The sequence below is a fragment of the Nocardiopsis nanhaiensis genome (assembly GCF_054778635.1).
In genome coordinates this window covers 1-11853 of the sequence record NZ_BAAGZJ010000092.1, presented here as the reverse complement: position 1 = coordinate 11853, position 11853 = coordinate 1, and the positions used below count along the sequence as shown (strand labels likewise).

At 68.5% G+C, this 11853-nt stretch carries 11 protein-coding genes and 5 tRNA genes; 5 read left to right on the top strand and 11 right to left on the bottom strand.

Translation table 11 applies throughout. The features are described 5' to 3' along the window. Positions 1-253: 253 nt before the first annotated feature. On the bottom strand, positions 254-862 hold the full coding sequence (locus ACYVD1_RS29585) for a TetR/AcrR family transcriptional regulator (protein ID WP_460777801.1): 609 nt from the start codon (positions 860-862) through the stop codon (positions 254-256). A gap of 86 nt (positions 863-948) precedes the next feature. Here ACYVD1_RS29585 and ACYVD1_RS29580 point away from each other — a divergent pair, with 86 nt between their 5' ends. Beyond that, on the top strand, positions 949-1374 hold the full coding sequence (locus ACYVD1_RS29580) for a nuclear transport factor 2 family protein (RefSeq protein ID WP_460777800.1): 426 nt from the start codon (positions 949-951) through the stop codon (positions 1372-1374). Further along, on the top strand, positions 1371-2210 hold the full coding sequence (locus tag ACYVD1_RS29575; RefSeq protein WP_460777799.1) for an NmrA family NAD(P)-binding protein: 840 nt from the start codon (positions 1371-1373) through the stop codon (positions 2208-2210). Before ACYVD1_RS29580 ends, ACYVD1_RS29575 begins: the two co-directional genes overlap by 4 nt. Before the next feature lie 428 nt (positions 2211-2638). Here the strand turns inward: ACYVD1_RS29575 and ACYVD1_RS29570 are convergent. The 5 genes from ACYVD1_RS29570 to ACYVD1_RS29550 all read right to left on the bottom strand — a co-directional run bounded on the left by ACYVD1_RS29570 (position 2639) and on the right by ACYVD1_RS29550 (position 3645). Continuing rightward, positions 2639-2712, bottom strand: a tRNA-Val gene (locus tag ACYVD1_RS29570). Positions 2713-2732: 20 nt separating this feature from the next. Further along, positions 2733-2807, bottom strand: a tRNA-Cys gene (locus ACYVD1_RS29565). A gap of 44 nt (positions 2808-2851) precedes the next feature. Beyond that, a tRNA-Gly gene (locus ACYVD1_RS29560) sits at positions 2852-2924 on the bottom strand. Between the two features lie 69 nt (positions 2925-2993). Continuing rightward, positions 2994-3066, bottom strand: a tRNA-Gly gene (locus ACYVD1_RS29555). 153 nt (positions 3067-3219) lie between these two features. After that, the gene (locus tag ACYVD1_RS29550; protein WP_460777798.1) at positions 3220-3645 is read right to left on the bottom strand and encodes a roadblock/LC7 domain-containing protein; all 426 of its coding nucleotides are present in this window, start codon (positions 3643-3645) and stop codon (positions 3220-3222) included. Positions 3646-4048: 403 nt separating this feature from the next. Between ACYVD1_RS29550 and ACYVD1_RS29545 the strand changes: the two genes are divergently transcribed. Further along, complete coding sequence (locus ACYVD1_RS29545; RefSeq protein ID WP_460777797.1) at positions 4049-4891, top strand: aminotransferase class IV; 843 nt, start codon at positions 4049-4051, stop codon at positions 4889-4891. 159 nt (positions 4892-5050) lie between these two features. Here the strand turns inward: ACYVD1_RS29545 and ACYVD1_RS29540 are convergent, their stop codons facing one another. Continuing rightward, on the bottom strand, positions 5051-5473 hold the full coding sequence (locus ACYVD1_RS29540; protein ID WP_460777796.1) for an SsgA family sporulation/cell division regulator: 423 nt from the start codon (positions 5471-5473) through the stop codon (positions 5051-5053). Between the two features lie 477 nt (positions 5474-5950). On the opposite strand from ACYVD1_RS29540, the gene ACYVD1_RS29535 reads away from it, so the two are divergent. Beyond that, positions 5951-6024, top strand: a tRNA-Val gene (locus ACYVD1_RS29535). 167 nt (positions 6025-6191) lie between these two features. On the opposite strand, the gene ACYVD1_RS29530 is transcribed toward ACYVD1_RS29535, so the two are convergent. Next, positions 6192-6509 carry a PGPGW domain-containing protein gene (locus ACYVD1_RS29530; protein ID WP_460777795.1) on the bottom strand — a complete coding sequence of 106 codons (318 nt, stop codon included), beginning with the start codon at positions 6507-6509 and terminating at the stop codon, positions 6192-6194. Positions 6510-7052: 543 nt separating this feature from the next. Between ACYVD1_RS29530 and thrS the strand changes: the two genes are divergently transcribed. Further along, positions 7053-9026: a threonine--tRNA ligase gene (gene thrS / locus ACYVD1_RS29525; protein WP_460777794.1), complete on the top strand. Its 1974-nt coding sequence runs from the start codon at positions 7053-7055 to the stop codon at positions 9024-9026. A 93-nt stretch (positions 9027-9119) separates the two neighbouring features. Here the strand turns inward: thrS and ACYVD1_RS29520 are convergent, their stop codons facing one another. The 3 genes from ACYVD1_RS29520 to ACYVD1_RS29510 form a co-directional block, all read right to left on the bottom strand. Further along, a complete protein-coding gene (locus ACYVD1_RS29520) occupies positions 9120-9278 on the bottom strand; it encodes a hypothetical protein (RefSeq protein WP_460777793.1) in 159 nt (52 codons plus the stop codon). A gap of 110 nt (positions 9279-9388) precedes the next feature. Further along, positions 9389-10078, bottom strand: a complete 690-nt coding sequence (locus ACYVD1_RS29515; RefSeq protein WP_460777792.1) for a hypothetical protein — start codon at positions 10076-10078, stop codon at positions 9389-9391. 440 nt (positions 10079-10518) lie between these two features. Further along, positions 10519-11379: a serine/threonine-protein kinase gene (locus tag ACYVD1_RS29510; RefSeq protein WP_460777791.1), complete on the bottom strand. Its 861-nt coding sequence runs from the start codon at positions 11377-11379 to the stop codon at positions 10519-10521. Positions 11380-11853: the final 474 nt, after the last annotated feature.

Genomic DNA, 11853 nt, shown 5'->3' with positions numbered 1-11853 from the left:
GTATCCACGACGCCGTGGTGAATCAGTAACCTGGTGCCGATATTTCGACCGGTACCACGTCTGAGCTGCCGTGCTGTGCCGGACGCGAACAGGACCGCGGCGCTCATCCGACGGTCGTGGAGTTCTTTCGGAACACGAGGGTTCTGGGGTCTCCGTGCCTTATGGCGCGACAGGCGCCGACATCCGTCAAGGCCAACATCAAAGATCAGTAGCTCAGCGAACAACCATCGGTTTTCGGCTCCCCGGCCCTCGATCAGCCCTCGTTCGCCAGGGCCCGCACCGGGTGGGAGCCCAGGACTCTGGCAGTGAACTCCGCCAACTGAGCCCGCATCCTTTCGCGCGGCATACCCTCGTGCCCGGCCAGATGCTCGACAAGATCGGCCCGGGTGGCTGCGAGCAGGGCGTGAGCGGTGAAGCCGCTGTCGGTCAGGCCGGGGATCTGCCCCAGCATGGTGTCCAGCAGGCTGTGCCAACGCTCGTAGTGATCCGCCTGGTAGGGGCTGCTGCTGCCGCTTTCCTCCAGGACGAGCATGAGGGGGCGGTTGTCGAGTTTGAAGCACAGGAGGGTGTCGAGCAGGGCAGGTACGCGCTGCTGCGGCGGAGTCCCTGGGCCCATGGGCGGAGGCCCGGTTTCAACGGCCTCCCTGACCGGTTCCAACCGCGCTTGGTATAGCGCGCGCACCAGTCCGGTGCGGTCGCCGAAGGCCCGGAAGAGCGTGCCCTTGCCGACGCCGGCCTCCGCTGCGATGGAGGCCAGGGTGACGCCTTCCGGGCTCTCGCAGCGGGAGAAGAGATCGTCGGCGGCCGCGAGGACGGCCTGCCGGTTACGGGCGGCATCCTTGCGGGGTTTGCGCTCGGGCATGCGGCACCTCCGTTTGCAAAGCGGACCCATGGTCCGTATCGTTAAAGCGGACCCAAGGTCCGTATTCCATGAGATGGAGGATACCCGTGTCTGCATCGACTTCTCCGGCGGACCTCTACCGCCAAAGCCTGCGGCTGTTGCTGGACAAGGACATTCCCGCGTGGGTCGCCCTGTGGGCCGAGGACGGCTCCATGGAGTTTCCCTTCGCCCCTGACGGCTGGCCGAAGCGCCTGGAGGGCAGGGAGGCCATCGCCGCGTACATGCGCCATTACCCGGACCACATCGACCTCCATGACTTCCCCGAACTGCGGATCCACCAGACCACCGATCCCGAGACCATCGTGGTCGAGATGCGCGGCGTCGGCCGCCTGGTGGAGTCCGACCGCCCCTTCGACATGACCTACATCGCCGTCGTAACAGTCCGGGACGGGCACTTCGCCTCCTACCGCGACTACTGGAACCCCCTCGCCGTCCGCGAACCCGGTACCGATTTCACCAGGAGCAACCGATGACAACCACCGGAACCACTTTGGTCATCGGCGCCACTGGCACCACAGGCAGCCGCACCGCGGCGCAGCTGTCAGCCGCTGGCCACCGCGCCAAAGCCGCCAGCCGTCGCGCCGTCAGCGTCCCCGGCGCGGAGCCGGTCGCATTCGACTGGTACGAACCCGCCACCCACGCCGCCGCCCTCGACGGAGCCGACCGCGTCTACCTGATACCGCCCGTAGGCGACGCCGACCCGGCCGCGGTCATGTTGCCGTTTCTCCGCCAAGCCCACGCCGCCGGCGTGCACCGTGCGGTACTCCTCAGTTCCTCGGCCATCCCCGAGGGCGGCCCGGCGGTGGGAACAGTGCACCAGGCCCTGCCCGATCTGTTCGAACAGTGGGCGGTGCTGCGGCCCTCGTGGTTCATGCAGAACTTCACCGGCACGCACGCGCATGCCGTGAGCATCCGTGAAGAAGGCACCATCTGGTCCGCGGCCGGGAGTGGCCGGGTCGGATTCGTCGATGCTGAGGACATCGCGGCCGTCGCTGTCCATGCTCTGACCGATGAACACGCCCCCAACACCGGTCTCGTCCTCACCGGGCCGGAGGCGCTCAGCTACGACGACATTGCCGCCACCATCACCCAGGTCACCGGCCGACCCGTGGACCACCACCGCCTGTCCTACGAGCAGATGCGCGACCGCCTCACGGCGCAGGTGCCGCTGGAGTTCGCCTCGATGCTGGCTGGCATGGACCGTGCCATCGCCGAGGGGGCGGAGGACCGTACCACCGACACCGTCCAGCGCCTCACGGGTCGACCCGCGCGCAGCTTCCGCGTTCACCTCGAACGAGAGATGGACTGAAGCAGCTCGGCCCCTGCTACATTTCCTGCTCGCCCTGGCGGCAGTCGGCTGCCGCCAGGGCCCAGGAGTCGAAACCGCTGCGAGCGGTGCCCGGCTCCGGGGCAGCGAGTCGCGGCGCTGGACCCGCGCGGCGGCGTCCCCTTCCACCTCGGGGTGCGTAGAAAGCACCGAAACGGCATGGAGATGGGGAAGAGCGTACTCAGGGTGCGGGAGAACCGGTGGCGGCGGAGTGTGGACGCTCTCACCTACCGGGAGCGGGACCGGCTGTTCCGTATGGCGCCGATCCTCGAAGAGCACAACCGTAGAAGCAGCGAAAGCGGGCTCCCGGAGGAACCCGCTTCGAAGTCGATCTCCCAGTTATCTCCCGAGGCGGGATGATCATCTTCGCCGCTACAGCCAGATAACTTTCTGACCTGCGGTGCTGCTTGTGGGCGATACAGGACTCGAACCTGTGACCCCTACCGTGTCGAGGTAGTGCTCTAGCCAACTGAGCTAATCGCCCCTATGGAATTATGGTGCGCGTGGAGCCGGAGACGGGAATCGAACCCGTGTGCAGGGATTTGCAGTCCCTTGCCTCAACCACTCGGCCACTCCGGCAGGAGCACGGGGAGCCGAGCGGCACCCATGCGTGCCATTCTCCGAGCGGACGACGGGATTCGAACCCGCGACCCTCACCTTGGCAAGGTGATGCTCTACCAGCTGAGCTACGTCCGCGTGGTCTGGGATGTGCTCCCAGGCCCGATCCGATTGTGCCACCTGAGGCGGCGCGATGCGAATCGTTCGAGCGGACGACGGGATTCGAACCCGCGACCCTCACCTTGGCAAGGTGATGCTCTACCAGCTGAGCTACGTCCGCGCGGCGAATGTGGGGCGGGCCCCGGTCTTCCCGGTGCCGCGTCCCTCGCTGCGTTAAGAACTCTAGCGGATGTTGGGGGAAGTGCGAAATCGGCCTTCCCAACGGTCAGCGCGCTGCCTTGGCAGGCCTGGTGGCCCGCCGTGGCAGTGGCGCCTACTCCAGGTGGGCGGAGGAGGGCATGTCGGGCCGGGGCGGTGCGGAGAGGTACTGCCCGACCCTCTCGATCACCTTGTTCATCTCGTAGGCGATCAGGCCCACGTCGCTGTCGGCGTCCGACATGAGTGCCATGCAGGCGCCCTCACCGGCGGCGGCCACGAAGAGGAAGGCGCGGTCCATCTCGATGATGCTCTGCCGGATGTTGCCGGCGGAGAACTGCTTGCTCGCGCCTCCCGCGAGGCTGTGGAGCCCTGAGGCGATCGCGGAGAGGTGCTCGGCGGCCGGGCGGTCGAGTTCGCTGGAGGTGGCCATGAGGAGGCCGTCGGTGGACAGGACGATGGCGTGCTGCGTGCCGGTGGCCCGCGTCAGGAGGTCGTCCAGCAGCCAGCTGAGTTCGCCGCGGGCGGTGCTCGGTGGGGTCATGTCTCTCTTTGCTCTGTCTGAGGTGGGACGTGCGCGACTGGCACACGCGCGTTGCGGGACACGTCGCGTGCACCGGCCGGGGGGAGGCGGCTCGGGGCGGCTATCACCGGCCCCGCGTAAGCGTTGCCCAGATGATAGCCATTCGTAACTTATCTGTCCGTTCGCCTCCGTGTCTTCCGGGTGGGCCACTCTTGGAGGCCATGCGCTGTGACCAGTGGTGACGCAAGGGTGACGGGAACGGACCGACCGGACCAGCGGCCGGTGCTGGACAGGGGACTTGCCAAGGCGGGGCGCTGCGGGTACGGCGGAGGTGGCGGATCACCGGGCGAGAAGGCGGCCGACAGTGGGAGGATTCGCGGAAGTACCGGCCCTACCAGGGGCCTTCGAGAGTGTGGGGGTTGGAATGAGGGTGTGGATCGCCGGCGCCGGCTACGGCCGCGGAGCCGTGCTGGAACAGGAGGACGCGCGCATCCCGGTGGCCGACCACGGCATCACCGTTGGAGACGGGGTCTTCGAGACGGTGCGCGCGCAGAACGGCAGGCCGTTCGCGCTCACCCGGCACCTGAAGCGCCTGGCCCGCTCGGCGCGCGGCCTGGGCATGGACGAGCCCGACCTGGACCTGGTCGCGGACGGCGTCGCCCGGGCCGTGGCGGCCAACCCGGAGCTGACCGACGCCCGGGTGCGGATCACCGTCACGGACGGTACCGGACCGCTCGGTTCGGACCGCGCCGAGGGTGAACAGACCGTGATCGTGGCGCTGGGACCCTTCCCCGCGATCGCGCCGGCCACGGACGTGGCCCTCGCCCCTTGGCCGCGCAACGAATTCGGTGCGCTGGCTGGGCTGAAGACCACTTCATACGCCGACAACGTGCGCGCCCTGGCCTACGCGCGCGAGCGGGGCGGATCCGAGGCGATCTTCCGCAACATCAGCGGCAACCTGTGCGAGGGCACGGGCAGCAACATCTTCGTGGTACTCGACGGCAGGCTCGTCACCCCCGCGCTGTCAGCGGGTCCGCTGGCGGGGATCACCCGGGAGCTCGTGCTGGAGTGGTTCGGCGGTGAGGAAGAGGACGTTCCGATGGAGCGGCTCCCGGACATCACCGAGGCGTTCCTGACCTCGACCGGCCGCGACGTGCAGTCGATCCTGCACATCGACGAGCTGCGGGTGTCGGCGGAGCCGGGGCCGGTGACTGCGAAGGCCATGGCGGTGTTCGCCGAGCGCTCCGCGGCGGACCTGGACCCGTGACGGCCTTCGCGCCGTGAGCGGCTCCTCGGCTGCTGCGGTGCGCGGAGAACCGGGCGGTAGCCGGAGAACAGGTTATGGGGGGACGGCGCCCAGGCGCCGTCCCCCCATGGCGTCCATGCCGCCTCTGGGCGTGAGTGCGGAATACTCCAAGAACAGGCCTCAGGAGTGGAGGTGCTGCTGGATCTCCTCGTCGAGGTCCACGAACTGGGCTTCCTGCCCGGCCGGGACGATCTCGTAGGTGCGGTGGAGGAACTCGGCCAGCGGCGAGACCTGGGTGTCGAACTCGGCCTGGCCGAAGGGCGAGGAGAGCGCCATGCTGACGGAGCGGTCTCCGCTCTCGTCCTTGGAGGGCCACACGCGGACGTCGCCTTCGCCGACCGGGCGCACGATGCCCACGGTGAGGAGCTCGCGCGCGAAGATCCACTCGACGGGGTTGTCCTCGCCGGTGTGGAAGGCGACGCGGATCGCGTAAGGGTCGTCAGAGCTGTAGTCGAGTTGTGCGACCAGGGGAACCGAGGTGCGCTCCGGGACCACGAGTCGCAGGCCCAGCTCGGCGGTGGCAGTGGTGTCGCTACTGTTCATGTTCGCCAAACCTTTTCTCGTCCGGCCCAGTAGTCCTGGGTCACGGGCCGGTTGCCGTCTCACTCGCTCCAACGCGGTTACCCGCGGACTATGACGTGAGTACGGAGACTTTCTTGGTCGGTGGGACCGGAGGTCTCGCTGCCCGCCCAGCGGGGCCAGCGCGCCGCTGGGCGGCACCACGATCCTTCGTCACTGTAATGACCAGGAGAAACCAAAGATTTCCCCATGATGGGTGTCCCGTGTCACGCGCAGGTCAATCCGCGGTCGTCTCGGGAGGGTTCACGAGGGCGGGAACTCCTACTCATTGCGGGGATCGCGGGCGGCAAAGGAATCCTTTGGGCCCGGCTGATCGCGTTGTGTGACCTCTGTCACCTGCCTGTGGGGCCGCTGGGCGGGTTCGGGTGCGTTGACCACTCCCGAACATGCGCTAGAGTTTTTCTTGTCCGACCGAGAGGGCGGACAGGGCAGCAGCCCAAGGGGCGATTAGCTCAGTTGGCTAGAGCGCATCGTTCACACCGATGAGGTCACTGGTTCGAGTCCAGTATCGCCCACAGAATGCAGGGGCCGTCTCCGTATCGCGCGGAGACGGCCCCTCTTTTTTGGTTTTTGGTCCGGTCAAGCCCGAGCAACGTGCGCCTCTGCGCGGAGGAGCGGGTTTCGGAGGCAGCGCGGGAGGGGAAACGTCCGTGCCTTTTCGGCGGTCTCCCCGGCCTACTCGCTACTCGGCGGCCGGGCCGGGGGGAGCGTTCCGTCCACGGCGCTCGGCCTTGGCGGCCTTGTGCTCGCGGCGGCGCTCCAGGTAGTCGCTCTTGGCGCGTACGAACCACTTCTCGCCTTTGCGGGCCCACACCCGAACGGGGCGCAGCAGCCGGTGGGCCCAGCGGAACTCGGTGCTGAGGATGACCAGTCCGAGCAGGATCGAGGCGATACCGGGGCCGGGGATCACCAGCATGACGACGCCGGCGAGGGCGATGACGGTGCCCACGGTGCCCACCAGGATGCGCCACGGCAGGTGCAGGGCCGGATGTGTGTGCATACGTCTGCGGAACAGGCGGAGCCGTGCCCGCAGCCGCCTCCACCGGCGTCTGCGGGCATGGTGAGAGGGGGATGTCTCCGGGGCCGGAGGGCCGTTCGGTGGGCTCGGTGACATGCGCTCACAGTATTCGGTCGATGCGACTGGCTGCATTCGGGTCGAACTCGGGGGCGTGGTCAGATGTCTGCTGATTGTCACCGATCGAGAGGACTCGATCAATGGTTGGCACATCACCTGTGGAAAAACCCACGGATACGTGACGTTCCATGACAGAACCTTCTGTTCTTGGCCGGTGTGTCCGCTCTGCGCGGCTTCGGTGCCGACCCGTAGAGCACGGGGAGCCCGCTGGCGCGTCAGGCCGAATTCCTTGGCCGAATCAGGCGATCCCGTCCAACTCGGCCTTGCTCTGCCCACTCCCGCCCGGCCTGTGGACAACCAGAGGCGACCCCGCGGCTGAGCCGATAGCATCGGGGGTGCGAAAGGCCTCGCCGCGGTTGGCGGCGGCCGGTTCGTATCCACGACATCGACGTATCCCTAGGAGTCACCGTGTCCGCCGCGTCTGAGCTGCACATCACCCTCGCCGGAACCCCGCGTGCGGTGGCGGCCACGACTACCGCCGGGCAGGCGCTGGAGGCGGACGGCCGGACGGTCATCGCCGCCATGGTCAACGGTGAGCCCAGAGACCTGGCCCTCGAGCTCTCCGACGGCGACACCGTCGAGCCGATCGCGATCGACTCCGACGAGGGGCGGGCGGTCCTGCGCCACTCCACCGCGCACGTTCTCGCCCAGGCCGTCCAGGAGCTCTTCCCCGAGGCCAAGCTGGGCATCGGCCCGCCCGTCGAGAACGGCTTCTACTACGACTTCGACGTGGCCGAGCCCTTCACCCCGGCTGATCTCAAGAGCATCGAGAAGAAGATGCAGCAGATCATCAAGCAGGGGCAGCGCTTCGACCGCCGCGCGGTCTCGGACGAGGCCGCGCACGCCGAGCTGGCCACAGAGCCCTACAAGCTGGAGCTCATCGGCCTCAAGGGCGGTGCCGCCGAGGCAGCCGAAGGCGCCTCCGCCGAGGTCGGCGCCGGCGAGCTCACCATCTACGACAACGTCCACCCGCGCACCGGCGAGCTGTGCTGGAAGGACCTGTGCCGCGGTCCGCACGTGCCCACCACCAAGGCGATCCCGGCGTTCAAGCTCATGCGCACCGCCGCCGCCTACTGGCGCGGCAAGGAGACCAACCCGCAGCTGCAGCGCGTGTACGGCACCGCGTGGGAGAACAAGGACCGGCTCAAGGAGTACCTGACCTTCCTGGAGGAGGCCGAGAAGCGCGACCACCGCAGGCTCGGCTCCGAACTCGACCTGTTCTCCATCCCGGACGAGATCGGCTCCGGCCTGGCGGTCTTCCATCCCAAGGGCGGCATCATCCGCCGGGTGATGGAGGACTACTCGCGCAAGCGCCACGAGGAGGGCGGCTACGAGTTCGTCTACTCCCCGCACGCCACCAAGAGCGCCCTGTTCGAGAAGTCGGGCCACCTCGACTGGTACGCGGACGGCATGTACCCGCCCATGCAGCTCGACGGCGGCCAGGACTACTACCTGAAGCCGATGAACTGCCCGATGCACAACCTGATCTTCGACGCGCGCGGCCGCTCCTACCGCGAGCTGCCGCTGCGCATGTTCGAGTTCGGCACCGTGTACCGGTACGAGAAGTCGGGCGTGGTGCACGGCCTCACCCGTGCCCGCGGGTTCACCCAGGACGACGCGCACATCTACTGCACCAAGGAGCAGATGGCGGACGAGCTCGACTCCCTGCTCACCTTCGTGCTGGACCTGCTGCGCGATTACGGGTTGGAGGACTTCTACCTGGAGCTGTCCACCAAGGACCCGGAGAAGTACATCGGGGACGACGCCAACTGGGAGGAGTCCACCGACGCCCTGCGCCGGGCAGCCGAGAAGCAGGGCTTGGAGCTGGTCCTGGACCCGGGCGGCGCGGCCTTCTACGGCCCGAAGGTCTCCGTCCAGGCCAAGGACGCCATTGGCCGGACCTGGCAGATGTCCACGATCCAGGTGGACTTCAACCTGCCCGAGCGCTTCGACCTGGAGTACACCGCCGCCGACGGCACCCGTCAGCGCCCGGTGATGATCCACCGCGCCCTCTTCGGGTCCATCGAGCGGTTCTTCGCCGTCCTGCTGGAGCACTACGCGGGCGCCTTCCCGGCGTGGCTGGCCCCGGTCCAGGCGGTGGGCATCCCCATCGCCGACGAGCACGTCCCCTACCTCCAGGAGGCCGCCGCCAAGCTGCGCGCGGAGGGGATCCGGATCGAGGTCGACGCCGGCGACGACCGGATGCAGAAGAAGATCCGCAACGCCCAGAAGCAGAAGATCCCCTTCATGCTGCTGGCCGGTGACGAGGACATCAGCAAGAACGCCGTGTCCTTCCGCTACCGCGACGGTTCGCAGAACAACGGTGTCCCGGTGGACGAGGCGGTGGCCGAGATCGTCGCGGCAGTCCGCGACCGCACGTAGGCGGGGGGACCGGGCAGCCGAGGTCCCCGGAACGCCGAGAGCGCCCGTCCCCTCCTCGGGGCGGGCGCTCCACAGTCTCTGGTAGGGACTTGATCAGTCCTGCTCACGCGGGCTCTTGGGGGCCTTGTCCTCCTTGAAGAGGTCCTCCCGGGAGATCTTCGCGGTGGCGTTGGGGTCGTTTGCGGTCTCCTCTTCGTCGTCGCGGAAGAGGTCCTCCCGGGAGATCTTCGCGGTGGCGTTGGGGTCGCTCATTCGGTCGTACTCCTTGTGCGTTGGGGCAAGCCGGATTTTATCCGCCCAGCCCGCACCGGCCGCATTTTCGGGTTCGTGTACACGGAGTTGTGATCAGAATGCGCTGTGCCTCACGGGCCGGTGGCGTTGCGCTCCCACGCGTGGGTGGGGATCCGGTCCAACAGGTCGATCAGGTAGTCGGCCGCGGTCATGGCACGGTCCGGGTCTAGCCCCATGGACGCCCAGGTCAGGACGTGTCCGCCGCTGAAGCGCACCGGGAAGGCGCGCGACCGGGGGTCCGACAGCATCCATAAGGCGGTGTCGTGGCCCAGAATGGCCCGGGTGAAGTGGTCGTCGTCACTGACGGTGTGGAAGGCATCGGCGAAGGCCCGGTCGGTCTCCTCCGGGCTGCCCGGGTTTCCGGAGGACACCGTGTGCGCCAGGTTGCGTCGGCGGAATTCGAGGTCGGCTCCGGGGGCCGGGGTGCGGACGGCGACGATGCGGTAAGTGTGGCGGACCTGCCCGGTGGCGCGGCGCGCGGCCGGGGCCGTGGTGTGGGTGGCTTCGAAAGCGGTGACCAGATGCGGGCCGCGGTGGCCGGTGATGACGTGCTGGGCCCGCGGATTCCGGCCCTGAACGGCCCGGGGCAGGGTGGTGTCTTCCAGGGGACGCGGGTGGTGCTCGGTGTAGTCCCACCCGTGTTCGCGGGCCCACCCGCGCAGTTCGGCGGCCCGCTCCTTGCGAAAGTGCGCGGATACCGTGATCGCACCGGCCGACACCACCACGGCGATCAGGGCGATCACTGACAGGGCGCCTTCCATCCGGTGCTCCTCCGGTGGGGAATGTGAGGCGGCCAGGGACCCGAAACGGCCTCGCCGGGGCGGGCCGGGTCGCGGCGAACCCGGACATCAGGGGGTCCGCACTGGCCTTGTGCGTCCATTCTGTGCTGAATGTGGGTGCTTGTCACCCCTTGGTGTCGACCTCAGATAACCCTTCGGAACAGGTTGGCCACCTGGGTGTTTACCGGCCACTCCCGCCCCACAGTCGCTGGTGGATTGCCGGGACCGAGCTGCGGTGCCCCTGCCTGCGGGGATGCGGGAATCTGCCGTGACCAGCGCAGACACTGCCGGTATCCGCTCATGGGGCGTGCGTGGTTCTGCTCGGAGGGTCGCGCATCGCGTGCAGAGGGCAATGTGTGGCCGGAAGTGGCCAGGGGCGGCGGGGGTGCGGAGGGGCCGCGCCGTCGCGGAACCCTCCGTGACTACCGGGAGCGGTTCCGGGCGTCGCGGGCGCCGGTCAGGACCTGCAGGATCCGTTCCGGTGCGGGGCGGTGCGCCGGGGTCGGGCTGAGGGCCGCGCGCACCAAGGAGAGCAGTTCCTCGGAGACCCCGGTCAGGGTGACGTCACCGCGCAGGAGCCGCTGGGAGACGGTGTCCGCGTTCCCGGCCCCGAAGGGGTTGCGGCCGGTCGCGGCGAAGGCGGCGAGCTGGCCCCAGGAGAACACGTCGGAGGCGGCGGTGGCGGGTGCGCCCCGGAGGCGCTCGGGCGCGATCCAGCCGGGGGTGCCCGTCCCCCCGCTGCGCTGAGGTCGGGCGGAGCCGTCCAGCGTGAGGGCGAGGCCGAAGTCCAGGACCCGGGGCCCGTCGGAGGAGAGGATGACATTGCTCGGTTTGAGGTCGCGGTGTACCAGTCCGGCCCCGTGGATGTCGGCCAGGGCCGCGGCCACCCCGGAGGTGAGCCCGGTCAGGGCGCCTCCCCGCAGCGGGCCGACCCCTTCCACCTGTCGGCGCAGGGTCGGTCCGGATACGTAGGCGGTGGCCAGCCAGGGGATGTCCGCCTGGGGATCGGCGCCGTAGTAGCGGGGGACGTACGGCGTGCGGAGCCGGTGCAGGGCGCCGATCTCCCGGGCGAACCGGGCTCGGAACTCCGGTTCGTCGGCCAGTTCCGGGTGCACGGCCTTGACCGCGACGCGGCGGCCGAAGCGGGTTCGGGCTAGGTAGACGGTTCCCATCCCGCCGGAGGCGAGACGCCCGACGAGGCGGTGCGGGCCCAGGCGGACGGGGTCGTGGGCGCCGAGGGGCGTGGCGGGCCCGGGAGAGGGGGTGGTGGAGGGAGGAGGCACTGAGGTGGACCTCGCTGGGGTAGGGCGTGCGGGGGTTGATCATCCTTCCAGTGGCGGAACCGTCACGCACACGGAGGCCCCTTGAAGCCGCCATGGATGCGCTGGGGCCCGGAGTGTTCGGTGTGAGGAGAGTTCCCGTGCCTAACGGGTGGTGCTGTGCAGAAGGGCCGCCCACTTCGAGAAGGGAAAGGAGAGTGCTCCCCGCCGGTGTTTGGGTCGACCTTGATCAGCTGCGGTGCTTCCATGATCTCCACACAGTGCGGCCCCAAAATATCTCGAAGAATGGTGTCGGGGATGGGGGGATTCGTGGCTGGGATCCTCTGTTGTCTGGGGTTCCCTTTCGGGCTGGGGTGTCCTCCTTTCCCGCCGCAAAATTGTGGCCGTCTCCGCTGCGCGCCTCAAGGTCGTCGCCATCGAGCGCTTCGCGCGTCAACGGCGCTCCACCTTGACCCGCTCCGCTACGACGGCGGGTTG